This is a genomic window from Pseudomonas sp. (genome assembly GCF_050739935.1).
In the GTDB taxonomy this organism is placed as follows: domain Bacteria; phylum Pseudomonadota; class Gammaproteobacteria; order Pseudomonadales; family Pseudomonadaceae; genus Aquipseudomonas.
Map to the genome: position 1 here is coordinate 1 of NZ_JBOICF010000034.1, position 13,610 is coordinate 13,610.

18 protein-coding genes are annotated in these 13,610 nt (G+C 59.1%); 7 read left to right on the plus strand and 11 right to left on the minus strand.

Annotated elements, in window-relative coordinates; translation table 11 throughout:
* A partial coding sequence (gene mtgA, locus ACRER8_RS05500; protein ID WP_431745335.1) for a monofunctional biosynthetic peptidoglycan transglycosylase occupies positions 1-699 on the minus strand: 699 nt, incomplete at its 3' end.
* 79 nt (positions 700-778) lie between these two features.
* Here mtgA and ACRER8_RS05505 point away from each other — a divergent pair.
* The 5 genes from ACRER8_RS05505 (at position 779) to ACRER8_RS05525 (ending at position 3,841) form a co-directional block, all read left to right on the plus strand.
* Positions 779-1,162 (plus strand): DUF423 domain-containing protein, encoded by a 384-nt coding sequence (locus ACRER8_RS05505; RefSeq protein ID WP_431745336.1) that lies wholly within the window; start codon positions 779-781, stop codon positions 1,160-1,162.
* 174 nt (positions 1,163-1,336) lie between these two features.
* Positions 1,337-1,537, plus strand: a complete 201-nt coding sequence (gene thiS / locus ACRER8_RS05510; RefSeq protein ID WP_431745337.1) for a sulfur carrier protein ThiS — start codon at positions 1,337-1,339, stop codon at positions 1,535-1,537.
* A 69-nt stretch (positions 1,538-1,606) separates the two neighbouring features.
* Complete coding sequence (locus ACRER8_RS05515; RefSeq protein WP_431745338.1) at positions 1,607-2,401, plus strand: thiazole synthase; 795 nt, start codon at positions 1,607-1,609, stop codon at positions 2,399-2,401.
* A gap of 55 nt (positions 2,402-2,456) precedes the next feature.
* Positions 2,457-3,170, plus strand: coding sequence for a tRNA (guanosine(46)-N7)-methyltransferase TrmB (trmB, locus tag ACRER8_RS05520; RefSeq protein ID WP_431745387.1), 714 nt, complete (start codon positions 2,457-2,459; stop codon positions 3,168-3,170).
* 230 nt (positions 3,171-3,400) lie between these two features.
* Positions 3,401-3,841, plus strand: a complete 441-nt coding sequence (locus ACRER8_RS05525; protein ID WP_431745339.1) for a hypothetical protein — start codon at positions 3,401-3,403, stop codon at positions 3,839-3,841.
* Between the two features lie 67 nt (positions 3,842-3,908).
* Here ACRER8_RS05525 and ACRER8_RS05530 read toward each other — a convergent pair whose 3' ends face one another.
* The 9 genes from ACRER8_RS05530 to ACRER8_RS05570 form a co-directional block, all read right to left on the minus strand.
* Entirely contained in the window at positions 3,909-4,232 is a 324-nt protein-coding gene (locus ACRER8_RS05530) for a DUF3392 domain-containing protein (RefSeq protein ID WP_431745340.1), read from the minus strand.
* 21 nt (positions 4,233-4,253) lie between these two features.
* The gene (gene hemW / locus ACRER8_RS05535) at positions 4,254-5,468 is read right to left on the minus strand and encodes a radical SAM family heme chaperone HemW (protein WP_431745341.1); all 1,215 of its coding nucleotides are present in this window, start codon (positions 5,466-5,468) and stop codon (positions 4,254-4,256) included.
* Positions 5,465-6,061 carry an RdgB/HAM1 family non-canonical purine NTP pyrophosphatase gene (gene rdgB / locus ACRER8_RS05540; protein WP_431745342.1) on the minus strand — a complete coding sequence of 199 codons (597 nt, stop codon included), beginning with the start codon at positions 6,059-6,061 and terminating at the stop codon, positions 5,465-5,467. Before rdgB ends, hemW begins: the two co-directional genes overlap by 4 nt.
* Entirely contained in the window at positions 6,058-6,507 is a 450-nt protein-coding gene (locus ACRER8_RS05545; protein ID WP_431745343.1) for a DUF4426 domain-containing protein, read from the minus strand. Before ACRER8_RS05545 ends, rdgB begins: the two co-directional genes overlap by 4 nt.
* A gap of 23 nt (positions 6,508-6,530) precedes the next feature.
* Entirely contained in the window at positions 6,531-7,151 is a 621-nt protein-coding gene (gene metW, locus ACRER8_RS05550; protein WP_431745344.1) for a methionine biosynthesis protein MetW, read from the minus strand.
* 7 nt (positions 7,152-7,158) lie between these two features.
* Complete coding sequence (metX, locus tag ACRER8_RS05555; protein ID WP_431745345.1) at positions 7,159-8,298, minus strand: homoserine O-succinyltransferase MetX; 1,140 nt, start codon at positions 8,296-8,298, stop codon at positions 7,159-7,161.
* 330 nt (positions 8,299-8,628) lie between these two features.
* Entirely contained in the window at positions 8,629-9,219 is a 591-nt protein-coding gene (locus tag ACRER8_RS05560; RefSeq protein ID WP_431745346.1) for a YggT family protein, read from the minus strand.
* A 10-nt stretch (positions 9,220-9,229) separates the two neighbouring features.
* The gene (proC, locus tag ACRER8_RS05565) at positions 9,230-10,048 is read right to left on the minus strand and encodes a pyrroline-5-carboxylate reductase (protein WP_431745347.1); all 819 of its coding nucleotides are present in this window, start codon (positions 10,046-10,048) and stop codon (positions 9,230-9,232) included.
* 25 nt (positions 10,049-10,073) lie between these two features.
* Positions 10,074-10,760 (minus strand): YggS family pyridoxal phosphate-dependent enzyme, encoded by a 687-nt coding sequence (locus ACRER8_RS05570; RefSeq protein ID WP_431745348.1) that lies wholly within the window; start codon positions 10,758-10,760, stop codon positions 10,074-10,076.
* A gap of 54 nt (positions 10,761-10,814) precedes the next feature.
* Here ACRER8_RS05570 and ACRER8_RS05575 point away from each other — a divergent pair, with 54 nt between their 5' ends.
* Entirely contained in the window at positions 10,815-11,849 is a 1,035-nt protein-coding gene (locus ACRER8_RS05575; protein WP_431745349.1) for a type IV pilus twitching motility protein PilT, read from the plus strand.
* Between the two features lie 158 nt (positions 11,850-12,007).
* Here ACRER8_RS05575 and ACRER8_RS05580 read toward each other — a convergent pair whose 3' ends face one another.
* The gene (locus ACRER8_RS05580; RefSeq protein WP_431745350.1) at positions 12,008-12,748 is read right to left on the minus strand and encodes a C40 family peptidase; all 741 of its coding nucleotides are present in this window, start codon (positions 12,746-12,748) and stop codon (positions 12,008-12,010) included.
* A gap of 250 nt (positions 12,749-12,998) precedes the next feature.
* On the opposite strand from ACRER8_RS05580, the gene ACRER8_RS05585 reads away from it, so the two are divergent.
* Positions 12,999-13,418 carry an NINE protein gene (locus tag ACRER8_RS05585; protein ID WP_431745351.1) on the plus strand — a complete coding sequence of 140 codons (420 nt, stop codon included), beginning with the start codon at positions 12,999-13,001 and terminating at the stop codon, positions 13,416-13,418.
* Positions 13,419-13,610: the final 192 nt, after the last annotated feature.

Here is a 13,610-nt window from a genome sequence, read left to right on the forward strand (position 1 = left end):
GCGATGATTCAACCCCACCAGGTAATCGTCCCCACCCAATTGCCGCATCTGCTGGCGAATCCACCCGGCACGCCGCGATACATAGCTACTTGGACGGCTGGCGCTCCATTCCCGAGGATTGGGCAACACTGCCGCCAGATAACTGGCCTGCTGCGTCGAGAGCTGGCTGGCATTGATGTGGAAGTGATGCTGCGCGGCAGCCTGCGCGCCGAACACGCCGTCGTCCCACTCGACGCTGTTGACGTAGACCTCGAGAATCCGCTGCTTGGACCAGAACACTTCGATCAGCGCCGTGAACCAGGCTTCCAGTCCTTTGCGCAAATAGCTGCGTCCCGACCACAGAAACAGGTTTTTCGACACTTGCTGGCTCAGGGTGCTGGCCCCCCGAATCGAGCCGCCCAACTCGTTGTGAGACAGTGCGGCGCGAATGGCTTCAATGTCGAAACCCCAATGCTCTGCGAACTTCTGGTCTTCACCGGCGATGACGGCGACTTTCAGGTCGTCGGAGATTTTCTCCCACGGTTGCCAGTCACGTTGCAGATCGATGGGCTGACCGTCAAACCAGGATTCGACCTTGCGCTCGACCATCAGCGCAGTGAAAGGCGGGGGCACGAAGCGGAAGATCAAAACCAGCACGACACTCGCTGCTGCGAACCAGAGCAGGCCTTTGGCGATACGACGGAGGAGGAAACGCAGCATAGAGATGGCTTGGCCGAACCGGTTGAGCGGGCCATTATACAGACCGTGCGCCATTGAACGACTTTGCCTGGAGCTTCACATGTTACGAACCTTTCTGATGTTGGCCGCTTTCTTCGGCTTCACCGGCGTGGCCCTTGGCGCGTTCGCAGCCCACGGACTGAAAAACCGCCTTACCCCGGAGTATCTGGCGATCTTTCATACCGGTGTGCTTTACCAGTTGGTTCACGCCCTGGCGATCTTTGGCGTGGCGGTCCTGGCGACGCAAATTCAGGGCCGGCTGGTCAGTTACGCAGGCATCGCGTTCACGCTGGGTATCTTGCTGTTCTCCGGAAGCCTGTATCTGTTGACCCTGACCGGCGTTAGCAAGCTGGGCATCATCACCCCGATTGGCGGGCTGTGCTTCCTAATTGGCTGGTTCATTCTGGGGTGGACGGCGTGGCGGCTGGGCGTCGATACGCTGTAAGTCAACGCTGAACCCGTCCGTAGTCCGGTGATCTTGTGACGCGCCACCGAACATTGGCGTCGTGGGGCTCATCCCATGAAATCCTCCCCAAGACGAATGGCGCGCCTTTGCCTTGGTCATCCCGGCTGATCGGGCTAGAATGCTCGCCCCCTAAAAATGATGGCTGCCATTCGCATGCACATTCAGTTGAACGGTGAATCCTATGAACTGCCCGACGGTGAGACCGTTGCGGCGTTGCTGACCCGTCTGGACCTGACCGGGCGTCGAATAGCGGTCGAGCTCAATCTGGATATCGTCCCGCGCAGCCAGCATGCTTCCACGACGCTGACCGAGGGCGATCAGGTCGAAGTGGTGCATGCCATCGGCGGCGGCTAGGCGCTCAGGCCCAGAGCCGCAGTCGATCCAGAAGAACTGCAAGAACCTCAACCGTAAAGAGGATTTCCGATGAGCAATGTTCGTAGCGACAAGCCGTTCACCGTGGCCGGTCGTACTTTCCAGTCGCGCCTGTTGGTCGGCACTGGCAAGTACAAGGACATGGAAGAAACTCGCCTGGCCATCGAGGCCTCGGGCGCCGAAATCGTCACTGTCGCAGTGCGCCGGACCAACCTGGGTCAGAACCCGGGCGAACCGAACCTGCTGGACGTGCTGCCGCCGGACCGCTACACGATCCTGCCGAACACAGCCGGTTGCTACGACGCCATCGAGGCCGTACGCACCTGCCGCCTGGCCCGTGAATTGCTCGACGGCCACAACCTGGTCAAGCTCGAAGTCCTGGCCGACCAGAAGACACTGTTCCCCAACGTGATCGAAACCCTCAAGGCCGCTGAAACGCTGGTCAAGGACGGTTTCGATGTGATGGTGTACACCAGCGACGACCCGATCATTGCGCGTCAACTGGCAGAGATCGGCTGCTGCGCGGTGATGCCGCTGGCGGGCCTGATCGGCACCGGGCTCGGGATCTGCAACCCTTACAACCTGCAGATCATCCTTGAAGAATCTAAAGTCCCGGTACTGGTCGATGCCGGTGTGGGTACCGCCTCCGACGCGACCATCGCCATGGAGCTGGGCTGCGAAGCGGTGCTGATGAATTCGGCCATCGCTCACGCGCAACAACCTGTGCTGATGGCCGAAGCCATGAAACACGCCATCCTGGCCGGCCGCATGGCTTACCTGGCTGGCCGTATGCCGAAAAAACTCTATGCCAGCGCGTCCTCGCCGCTGGATGGTCTGATCAAGTAAGAGCCTGTTGATGATTGATTCGCAATTGCCCGACCCACTTCCGGACGACGAAGTGATGAACGACGAAGACGGTAAAGCCCAGGGCGATGACAGCCATCATCGGCGCATCAAGAGTTTCGTGATGCGTGCCGGCCGCATGACCGAAGGCCAGCAACGCGGCCTGGATCAGGGCAAGCCGTTGTTCGTGCTGCCGCTGGCCGATGCGCCCGTGGATTTCGACCAGGTGTTCGGTCGTTCTGCGCCGCGCACCCTGGAGATCGGGTTCGGCATGGGCCATTCGCTGCTGGAAATGGCAGCGGCTGCGCCGGAGCAGGATTTCATAGGAGTCGAAGTGCATCGTCCAGGCGTCGGCGCGCTGCTCAATGGCGTGCTGACGCAGGGCCTGACCAACGTGCGCGTCTACGATTGCGACGCGATCGAAGTGCTCAACCGTTGCGTGGCCGATAACAGCCTTGATCGTCTGATGCTGTTCTTCCCGGATCCCTGGCACAAGGCACGTCACCACAAGCGCCGTATCGTGCAGGCCGAGTTCGCAGCGCTGGTGCGCAGCAAGCTCAAGCCCGGCGGCATTCTGCACATGGCCACCGACTGGGAACCCTATGCCGAATACATGCTGGAAGTGATGAATGTCGCGCCGGGTTATCGCAACCTGGCCGAAGACGGCAAGTGCGTCCCGCGCCCTGCCGAACGCCCGATCACCAAGTTCGAACGCCGTGGTGAGCGTCTAGGGCATGGGGTTTGGGATTTGAAGTTCGAAAAACTGGCGTAAGCCAACCCCGCCATTCCCACGCTATCAAGAGCTGCTCGTACATTCGCGACGGCTCTGATTTGCGCCTCTGATAACGCTTTGTTCAGGTCCTTCGGACGTGCGTGGTTGGCGCTGGGCTAATCTCGCGACTAAGCCCACACCTCCTTCAGAACGGTCTGACATCGCCCTCCAAAACTCGTCGTTATATTCCCGTCGTCGCATCGATTAACAATTGATAACGGGAAGTAACAATGAAAAAGTTTTGGCAAGTGACCGCGGTAGCCACGCTGATCGCCACCACCAGTGGCTGTGTCAGCTACAACATGAGCCAGCCCAGCGCATCGCTGACGGGCGAGGTGAAAACTGATCTGAAAGCGGAGGTGAAAGTCGGTGAGACCATCAGTGGCGAATCCTCCACCAACGTCCTGTTCGGCTGGCTGAATATCGGTGGCGACACTCAGTTCGCCGATGGTGTTTCCTATGGCGGCGCCAGCGGTAGCAGCATGGGTCTGCCGCTGCCAGACCCGATAGCCAGCGCTAAAGCTGCCGCAGCCTACAAAGCTGTCAAGTCATCCGGCTCCGACTTGATCGTGGCTCCACGCTACGAAGTGACGGTCAACGACTACATCATCTTTAAGCAGGTAAACGTGAAGGTCACGGGTAACAAAGGCAGCATCCAAAGCATCCGCTGATGGAGGCCTCCCACCTGCCTGACAAGGCGGGTGGGAACGGCAGGTCTGAATCGCGACCGTTTTTCGATCACTTCCTGTCTGCCACAACCCCAATCAATATCAGCACCACCAACAGCACCGGCGCCAAGCTGTAGTTATTGAACTGGCCCAGCCCGCGCACCACCCAGGGCGTTGCATAGATCAGTGCCGCGCCGCTGCCGATGGTGCACAGCAAAGCCATGACCGGCACGCGCAAGGCCCCGGCAAAGCTGCTCAGACGACCTTCGATCCAGCCCTTGATATCGGCGCCGAACAGGATCAGCAAACACCCCACCAACGCCAGAGCGATTTCCGAAAGGTTGCTGCGACTCCAGCGCGAAACAGTGGCCAGCAGGTCGAGTACGAGGTCCATTCAGTTTCCTTTGGTTGAGCCTTAAAGAAGAAAGTACTGCAGCAGGTCATTGAGGAACAGTTGACCCCGCGCAGTCGCCACCAGCCGCGTTGGATCTGCTTCCAGCAAGCCCCGCTCTTCGGCCTGCCGCCGCGCGCTGGCGAGCGAATCGACGCTTAGACCGGTGCGGCGCTGAAATAATGCAGCGTCCACGCCATTTGTCAGGCGCAGCGCGTTCATCAGGAATTCGAAGGGCATTTCATCCAGCGGCAACAGCTTTTCGCCCGCCTGAAATGTCTTCGCAGGATTCAGGTAATCCTTGGGCAACCGGGTCTTCCAGGTGCGCACGATGCGGCCATCGGGGTGGCTGAGTTTGCCATGGGCGCCGGCGCCGATGCCGATGAAGTCGCCGAAGCTCCAATAATTCAGGTTGTGTCGAGCCGCACGGCCTGACTGCGCATAAGCCGAGACCTCATATTGCGCGTAGCCGTTTTCCCGTAGCAGCGTCTGACCGGCCTCCTGGATGTCCCAAAGGATGTCATCTTCCGGGAGGGTTGGCGGCTGATTCCAGAACACGGTGTTCGGTTCGAGGGTCAGCTGATACCAGGAAAGGTGCGTCGGTGCCAGCGCGATGGCTTGGCGCAGATCACCCAGCGCGTCGTCCTGCGACTGATCCGGCAGACCATGCATCAAGTCCAGGTTGAAGTTGTCGAATCCGGCCTGACGCGCCATGTCGGCCGCGCGCACGGCTTCATCACCATTGTGAATGCGCCCGAGCGCCTTGAGCTTGGCTTCCTGAAAACTCTGGATGCCGATGGACAGGCGATTGATCCCCAGTCCACGGTAAGCGCTGAATTTGATCTGCTCGAAGGTGCCGGGGTTGGCCTCAAGCGTGATCTCGATGTCCGGAGCAAAACGAATGCGCTGCTCGATCCCCTTCAATAACCGACCCAACGCATCGGCGCTGAACAGGCTCGGCGTGCCGCCACCAAAAAAAATCGTGCTCAGTTCGCGGCCGTAGACGTGCGGCAGGTCCTGATCGAGATCGGCCAGCAGTGCGTCGACATACTCCTGTTCGGGCAGTACGGCGCTTGCGGTATGGGAATTGAAGTCGCAGTACGGGCATTTACGCACGCACCACGGAATATGGATGTACAGCGACAGCGCAGGCAACTCGGGCAACGGGTTTCTCGGTTGCTCCGAGCTGAAACCGGCCGCGCCGAGAATCAGCGGCCGGGTGGTGGAGTCCTGACTCATTTCAATCCCAGACGCTGACGCAGAATCGCCATTGCGCGGGCGCGGTGGCTGATCTGGTTCTTGTCGGCCGGGGTCAGTTCGGCGCTGGACAGATTGCGCTCCGGCACCCAGAACAGCGGGTCGTAGCCAAAGCCGTGCTCGCCGCTGGCAGCGGTCAGTATGCGCCCGTGCCACAGGCCTTCGCAGAGGATCGGCAGCGGATCGTCGGCATGCCGAACCAGCGCCAATACACATACGAATTGAGCGCCACGCTGTTCTTCAGGCACGTTCTTGAGCGCGTCGAGCAGTTTGGCGTTGTTGGCCGCATCGCCTTTGCCATCGGCGTACCGCGCCGAGTAGATGCCCGGCGCGCCACCGAGGAAGTCCACGGCCAGTCCCGAATCATCGGCCAGCGCTGGCAGTCCGGAAATACGTGCCGCGTTACGCGCCTTCAGAATGGCGTTCTCGACGAACGACAGACCGGTTTCCTCAGGCTCGACGCTACTGAACTCGCCAATCGAACGCAGCTGCACGCTGCCGCCGAGCATGGCCTGGAGTTCCTTGAGTTTGCCGGCGTTGTGGCTGGCCAGTACGAGTTGGGTGAAATTCATCATTGATCCGAAAAGATTTCCTGGTTGAAGCTGAGCGTGTGCGCGTCGTCGTCACCGGCCTTCACGTTGATGGTGAAGATGTAGGTCGCCGAGCTGTCCGGCTCAACCGCAAATTGCGCGAGGTAATTCACCGCGCTGTTTTCGTTGAAGGGCTTGAAGCTCAGAGGCTTTTCACGGCCAGTCAAATCCTTGATCGTGCCGCTGACGCTGGCAGGAACGGTCTTGCCGTTCCGGATAGCGGTGATGTTGATCACGCCCTGGCCTTTGCTGCGAATCAGCCCGGCTTGCTCGGCAATTGAGGGCTGCAACATGCTAGAAGCGAATGCGTTGTAGTGAATGATCACGTCGCCGACCTGTTGCTGCCGGTTCGGGCTGGCACTGTCAGCGGCCATCAACGGCGTGGCCAGCAGCGTCATCAGCACGCTCAACATTGCGATCAGGCGAGCCATGATCATTCTCCTGTGTGTCGGGATCACACGGCGATCTGATGGTCCTGCAGACCCGGGCTGCTGACCCGATAGATGCCGATCTCACCCAACAGATTAGGCCATAGCTTGCTGGCCCAACCATGACGATGCTGTTGATCCACCGCCAGCCGATCAATGACCTTCGCCGAGCGGCCCCGACACAGTTCTTCGAAATCTTCGAAAGTGCAGAAGTGGATGTTGGGCGTGTTGTACCACGTGTAGGGCAGAAACTCGGATACTGGCATCCGGCCCTTGCTCGCCAGATACCAGCGGCAGCGCCAGTGACCGAAGTTGGGGAAGGTGATGATGCACTGGCGACCGACCCGCAGCATTTCGTCGAGAATCCGGTCAGGATAATGCACGGCTTGCAGCGCCTGGGTCATGACCACGATGTCGAAGCTGTTGCTGGCGAAGTTGCCCAGGCCCTTGTCCAGGTCCTGTTCGATGACATTGACGCCCCGCGCCACGCAGCGCGCGATGTTGTCGGCGTCGTTTTCCAGGCCGTAGCCGGTCACCTGTTTGTGGTCCTTCAGCCAGGCCAGCAATTCGCCGTTGCCACAGCCGAGGTCGAGCACGCGGCTGCCTGCCGGTATCCAGTCTTGGATGATTTCCAGGTCGGCTCTCATGGTGTCCTCAGAGTGCAATTCGGTTCATGTAGCTGGTGAAGGCCTGTAGGTAGCGCGGGATCGGCATCAGGAAGGCGTCGTGGCCTTGCGGTGCGTCGATCTCCAGATAGCAAACGTCCTTTTTCGCCGCCATCAGAGCGTCCACCAGCTCCCGCGAGCGGGCCGGCGAGAAGCGCCAGTCGGTGGTGAACGACATCACGCAGAATTTCGATGTGGCGTTGGCGAATGTTGCCGCCAGATCGTCATTGAAGTTGGCCGCCGGGTCGAAATAATCCAGCGCCTTGGTCATCAGCAGGTAGGTGTTGGCGTCAAAACGCCCGGAGAACTCTTCGCCTTGATAGCGCAGGTAGCTTTCGACCTGAAACTCCACGCTGTGGAAGTCGTAATTGAGTTTTTCGCTTTTCAGGCCACGACCGAATTTCTCGCCCATGGAGTCATCGGACAGGTAGGTGATGTGGCCGACCATGCGCGCCAGCATCAGGCCGCGCTTGGGGATCACGCCCATTTCCTGGAACGAGCCGCCGTGGAATTCCGGATCGGTGAGGATCGCCTGACGCGCGACTTCATTGAACGCGATGTTCTGCGCCGACAGCTTGGGCGCCGACGCGATAGCCAGGCAGTGACGCACACGGTCAGGGTAGGTGATGGTCCACTGCAGCGCTTGCATGCCGCCCAGACTGCCTCCGACGATGGCTGCCCACTGCAGGATGCCCAGGCTGTCAGCCAGACGCGCCTGGCTGTGGACCCAGTCTTCGACTGTCAGGACCGGGAAGTCGGCGCCGAAGGGTTTGCCGGTTTCCGGGTTGATGCTGCTCGGGCCGGTGGAGCCGTTGCAGCCGCCGAGGTTGTTCAGGCTGACGACGAAGAAGGTGTTGGTGTCGATCGGCTTGCCGGGGCCGATACAGCTGTCCCACCAGCCCGGCTTGCGGTCTTCGGCGCTGTGGTAGCCGGCGGCGTGGTGATGCCCGGACAAGGCGTGACAGATCAGCACCGCGTTGCTTTTGGCTGCGTTAAGTTGACCGTAGGTTTCGTAGATGAGGTCGTAGGCAGCCAGCGAGCGACCGCAGGCCAGAGCCAGTGGCTCGCTGAAATGCGCCGTTTGCGGCGTGACTAGACCGACAGAATCTTCGGGAAAGACCGTGGACATCGACCCTGCTCTCGCTGAAATGAGGCGTAAGTCTAAAGATCGCGCAGGGTAGCGGCAAGCAAACAACGGGCCGGTTGGCCATATGAGGATCTGAGGGGTTTTCCCGTTTGCTGACGCGACGCGCTATTGCTGAACAAACGTGGCCTCTGTGGGAGTGAGCTTGCTCACGAATGCCATCGATAAGCCGCCGCAAAGCCTGCAGATGTGCGGGGTTTTACTGTGGGAGCGGATTTATTCGCGAGAGGCCGGTACATCCAATGGATATCCGCCGGATATACGACCGAATCGCGAATGAATTCGCTCCCACAGGGGCGACTCCGTGCCGGGGAATTAAATCAACCGCCACAACTCTTGCGGCATACCCGCGTAGGCTGCCAGTTCCGGCATGACATACGACTGCAGCACCTGGATCGCCAAAAACGCGAAGATCGGCGAGATATCCAGGCCGCCGAGGTTCGGGATGATGCGGCGGAATGGCGCCAGAATCGGCTCGCTGATCTGGTAGGCCAGTTCGGCGGCCGGGTTGTGGGAGCCGGGTGCGATCCACGACACGATCACCATGATGATCATTGCCACCCAGAAGATCTTCAACAGCAACGAAGTGATGCCAATGATCGACCACATCAGCAGATGCGGCACATCGCCGATGGTGCCGTAGGTCATCATCAGCACGAACGCCATCAGCAATGCCTGAACCACGATCGCCAGCAACAGAGAAGACGTGTCCAGACCGAGGACGCTCGGGACGATGCGCCGGATGGGCTTGAGCAACGGCTGGGTCGCGCGCACGGCGAACTGGCTGAGCGGGTTGTAGAAGTTAGCTTTGACCAGTTGCAGCACGAAGCGCAGCAAAACGATGGTCAGGTACAGGCTGATCAGCGTCTGGATGACGAAAATCGTAGCGCCGGTGAGTGCATTCATGAATTGCTCCTTATTTGCCCAGCTGTTCGGCAAGCTCAGCCGAGCGATGCGCTGCGGCGCCCAGCGCCTTCTCGACGATCGCCTCGAAACCGTCGGCCTGGAACGATTTGATCGCGGCTTCGGTTGTGCCCGCAGGCGAAGTGACACGGCGACGTAGCTCAGCCGCATCGACATCGCTGCTGGTTGCCATCCGGGCGGCGCCCAGGGCGGTCTGCTCGGCCAGTCTCTCGGCGACCTCGTGCGACAGGCCCAGCTTCACCCCCGCTGCGGTCATCGCTTCGATCAACAGGAAGAAATACGCAGGGCCGCTACCGGAAACGGCAGTCACCGCGTCTATTTGCTTTTCTTCATCCAGCCACAGCGCGATGCCGACCGCGGACAACAGGGTTTCGGCGTGCTGACGCTGGGTTTCGGACACATCGGCGGTGGCATACAGACCGCTCACACCCTGACGCAGCAGGGCTGGGGTGTTGGGCATGCAGCGCACAAGAGGCTGTTCGCCCAGCCACGTTTTAATGCTGGCGCAGGTGATGCCGGCGGCGATGGAAACCACCAGTTGATTGGGCTTCAAGGCTGGCTTGAGTGCTTCGCAGACGGTCTTCATCATCTGCGGCTTGACCGCCAACAGCACCACATCGGCGCCCTCGACGGCTTCGGCATTGTCCGCGAAGGCTTTGATGCCGTGTTCCCTGGCGATGCGCTCGCGGCTTTCTGCGCCAGGATCGCTGGCGCGGATCAAGTCAGCTTCGACGCCCTGGGCACGCATGCCGCCAACCAGGCTGGCAGCCATGTTTCCTGCACCGATAAACGCGATACGGGTCTTGCTCATGAACGATTTTCCTTTGAGGCAAAGGTTAAGGCTGCCCGTAGTTACGGGCGCCGAAGAGGGCAGTGCCGATCCGCACCCAGGTCGCGCCTTGTGCAATGGCGGCTTCCAGGTCGTGGCTCATGCCCATGGAAAGAGTGTCCAGCGGCAGATTCAATTGGTCTTGCAAGCTGCGCACGGCGGCAAATGCAGCGTTCTGTTCGTCGCTGTCTTCGGTCGGCTCGGGAATTGCCATCAAGCCGCGCAATCTCAGATTGGGCAAGGCACTGATGGCTTGCGCCAGCGCAGGCAGGTCTTCGGGGCTGCAGCCGGACTTGCTGGCTTCGCCACTGACGTTGACCTGGATGCAGATGTTGAGCGGGGGCAGTTCGGCGGGACGTTGTTCGGACAGACGTTGTGCGATTTTCAGACGATCCACTGAATGTACCCAGGCGAAGTGCTCGGCGATGGCGCGAGTCTTGTTTGACTGGATGGGGCCGATGAAATGCCAGATCAAGGGCAGATCGCTCAATTCGGCCTGTTTACCGAGGGCTTCCTGCAAATAGTTCTCGCCGAAGTCGTGCAATCCGGCGGCATGGGCTTGGCGCAGATCGCTCGCCGGTTTGGTCTTGCTCACGGCCAGCAGGCCGACGGACGCCGGGTCGCGCTGTGCGGCCTGTGCTGCGTGGTGAATTCGCTCAGCGAGCGTTGAAATGTTCTCTGCTATCGTGGACATTGATTTGCGCCAGCAGGGCTAAAGTCTGCGGCATTCTATGTGATGAGGAGCTGTATGGATATTACCGAGCTGCTTGCCTTCAGTGCCAAGCAAGGCGCGTCGGACTTACACCTCTCTGCCGGGCTGCCACCGATGATTCGTGTCGACGGCGACGTGCGGCGGATCAACCTGCCAGCGCTGGACCAGAAAGAAGTCCAGGCGCTGATCTACGACATCATGAACGACAAGCAACGCAAGGACTTCGAGGAAGATCTGGAAACCGATTTCTCCTTCGAAGTGCCCGGCGTTGCGCGCTTCAGGGTCAACGCGTTCAACCAGAATCGTGGTGCAGGTGCCGTATTCCGGACCATTCCTTCGAAGGTCCTGAGCATGGAAGATCTGGGTATGGGGGAAGTATTTCGGAAGATTACAGACGTCCCTCGTGGACTGGTGCTGGTCACCGGTCCCACCGGCTCAGGCAAGTCGACGACGCTGGCGGCGATGGTCGATTACCTGAACGCCAACAAGCATCACCACATCCTGACGATTGAAGACCCGATCGAATTCGTCCACGAATCCAAGAAGAGTCTGATCAACCAGCGTGAAGTCCACCGCGACACCCACGGCTTCGCCGAAGCCTTGCGTTCAGCGCTGCGGGAAGACCCGGACGTGATTCTGGTGGGCGAGCTGCGCGACCTGGAAACTATCCGCCTGGCGCTCACCGCAGCGGAAACCGGGCACCTGGTGTTCGGCACGCTGCACACCACGTCGGCGGCGAAAAGTATCGACCGGATCGTGGATGTGTTCCCGGCTCAGGAAAAATCGATGATTCGCTCGATGCTGTCCGAGTCGTTGCACGCGATTGTTTCCCAAGCGCTACTGAAGAAGGTTGGTGGCGGCCGAGTCGCGGCCCACGAGATCATGATCGGCACCTCGGCGATCCGAAACCTGATCCGCGAGGACAAAGTGGCGCAGATGTATTCGTCGATTCAGACCGGTGGTTCGTTGGGGATGCAGACGCTGGATATGTGTCTGAAAGATCTGCTGACCAAAGGGCTGATCACGCGGGAGAGCGCTCGCGAGAAAGCGAAGACACCGGATAACTTTTAACTGCCAGGCGACACAAACAACCGTAGGAGCGGATTCATTCGCGATTGGTCTGTACATTCGATGAGTTTCCATCGGTTGTACCAACGTATCGCGAATGAATTCGCTCCCACAGGTATTGCATTACGCAGGTCTAGTGTCGTCAGACAAACCGCCTGCTGTCAGCGTTGCGCGATCCGCACCGTGCCTTTTTTGCTCGGCGGCTGTTTCGGCAGGACGCGCTTGGCGACCACGTAGTGGCTGTCCCAGTAGGGCTTCTTCAATGTATCGATCGTCACCGACTTGCCACGGCGAGGCGCGTGCACGAAGCGATCATCACCCAGGTAAATGGCGACGTGGTTCACCTGACGGCTCTTGATGTTGAAGAACAGCAAGTCGCCTGGTTTCAGATCCTTGCGATCGACCTTCTGCCCGTGACCTTCGGCCATGGCATTGGAAGTACGCGGCAGATCCACTTCGCTCACGTCATTGAACGCATATTTCACCAGACCACTGCAGTCAAAACCTTTTGTCGGGCTGGTGCCGCCCCAACGATAAGGAGTACCAATGGCCTTGACGGCCCGGTTGACCACGTTGCTGCTCTGTTTGTTTCCCATCAACCCTGGCGTGGCGAGGGCGACGGTGTTCGGCGAAATCTTATGGGAACTCTGGGCTTTCTTGCCCTTGGTCGCCCGGTTTTTCTTGCCTGAGATCTCGAGCGGCATTGCCGTTTCTTCGAGGGCCTCTTGGGTGACTGTTTTGCTGGCTACCGAAGCTGATGAAGTTGGCGACGTTAGCGAAGAATGATTTTTCGCTGTAAAGCCAGTGAAGCTCGGTGGTAGCGTTTGCTCACGATTGGTGGCGTGGGCGGCCAATGGCATAAATAGGCAAATAGTTAGCCATGTCTTGAAAAATGGACGCATTAGGCAGGGCTCATGTTGGTCAGCGCGCAACTTTATAACAGCTTTTTCATGATTTCCGAGCCCATTTGTCGAACAATTTATTGGCCCCAAAGTCAAAGTTGACCGCAAAACTGTCACATCACTGTGGCCTTCACCTTACAGAACAAGGGTTTGCACGAACGCGCAGAGGTTCAAACCATACGTCGGAGAGCGTCATCAAAGTCACAAAAGTTCCGCATATTTTTTTCTATCGGTACGAAAGAGGTAACCAATGAACACCTATTACCCTGACGGTCAGCGTTCGGACACCCATAGCAAAGTCATGGGTTATCTGCTGTGGATCGTCGGCTTCACAGGCTCTCATCGCTTCTATTACGGCAAGCCAGTGACCGGAACGATCTGGTTTTTCACCTTGGGACTGCTGGGAATTGGCTGGCTAATCGACCTGTTTCTGATCCCGTCGATGGATCGCGAAGCGGACATGAGATTCAACGCTGGTCCCACCGACTACAGCCTCGCCTGGATTCTGCTTACGTTTCTCGGCGTATTTGGGGTGCACCGCATGTATCAGGGCAAATGGATCAGCGGGATCATTTACCTGCTGACAGGCGGCCTGTTCTTTCTGGGCGTGCTGTATGACTTCTGGACGCTGAATGACCAGATTTCGGTGAAGAACGCACAGCGTCGCTGATAGCGCCGCTTAACAACGGTAGGAGCCGGCTTGCTGGCGAATGCGTCAGGCCGGCCACTGTTGATGTGCCTGATCTACACCGTGCTACTTGTAGGAGCCGGCTTGCTGGCGAATGCGTCAGGCCAGTCACTGTGAGGTGTCTGACCCAGTGGGTTCGCCAGCAAGCCGGCCCCTACAGGTTGGTGTTTCGAT

Bases quoted from the DNA above. Each gene is read 5' to 3' on its own strand.
- ACRER8_RS05545 (WP_431745343.1), bottom strand. From the start codon at position 6,507: ATGGCTCGCCTGATCGCAATGTTGAGCGTGCTGATGACGCTGCTGGCC.
- ACRER8_RS05580 (WP_431745350.1), bottom strand. From the start codon at position 12,748: ATGCGTCCATTTTTCAAGACATGGCTAACTATTTGCCTATTTATGCCA.
- metX (WP_431745345.1), bottom strand. From the start codon at position 8,298: ATGTCCACGGTCTTTCCCGAAGATTCTGTCGGTCTAGTCACGCCGCAA.
- ACRER8_RS05585 (WP_431745351.1), top strand. From the start codon at position 12,999: ATGAACACCTATTACCCTGACGGTCAGCGTTCGGACACCCATAGCAAA.
- ACRER8_RS05575 (WP_431745349.1), top strand. From the start codon at position 10,815: ATGGATATTACCGAGCTGCTTGCCTTCAGTGCCAAGCAAGGCGCGTCG.
- ACRER8_RS05525 (WP_431745339.1), top strand. From the start codon at position 3,401: ATGAAAAAGTTTTGGCAAGTGACCGCGGTAGCCACGCTGATCGCCACC.
- ACRER8_RS05570 (WP_431745348.1), bottom strand. From the start codon at position 10,760: ATGTCCACGATAGCAGAGAACATTTCAACGCTCGCTGAGCGAATTCAC.
- ACRER8_RS05560 (WP_431745346.1), bottom strand. From the start codon at position 9,219: ATGAATGCACTCACCGGCGCTACGATTTTCGTCATCCAGACGCTGATC.
- rdgB (WP_431745342.1), bottom strand. From the start codon at position 6,061: ATGATGAATTTCACCCAACTCGTACTGGCCAGCCACAACGCCGGCAAA.
- ACRER8_RS05515 (WP_431745338.1), top strand. From the start codon at position 1,607: ATGAGCAATGTTCGTAGCGACAAGCCGTTCACCGTGGCCGGTCGTACT.
- hemW (WP_431745341.1), bottom strand. From the start codon at position 5,468: ATGAGTCAGGACTCCACCACCCGGCCGCTGATTCTCGGCGCGGCCGGT.
- proC (WP_431745347.1), bottom strand. From the start codon at position 10,048: ATGAGCAAGACCCGTATCGCGTTTATCGGTGCAGGAAACATGGCTGCC.
- metW (WP_431745344.1), bottom strand. From the start codon at position 7,151: ATGAGAGCCGACCTGGAAATCATCCAAGACTGGATACCGGCAGGCAGC.
- thiS (WP_431745337.1), top strand. From the start codon at position 1,337: ATGCACATTCAGTTGAACGGTGAATCCTATGAACTGCCCGACGGTGAG.
- ACRER8_RS05530 (WP_431745340.1), bottom strand. From the start codon at position 4,232: ATGGACCTCGTACTCGACCTGCTGGCCACTGTTTCGCGCTGGAGTCGC.
- trmB (WP_431745387.1), top strand. From the start codon at position 2,457: ATGAACGACGAAGACGGTAAAGCCCAGGGCGATGACAGCCATCATCGG.
- ACRER8_RS05505 (WP_431745336.1), top strand. From the start codon at position 779: ATGTTACGAACCTTTCTGATGTTGGCCGCTTTCTTCGGCTTCACCGGC.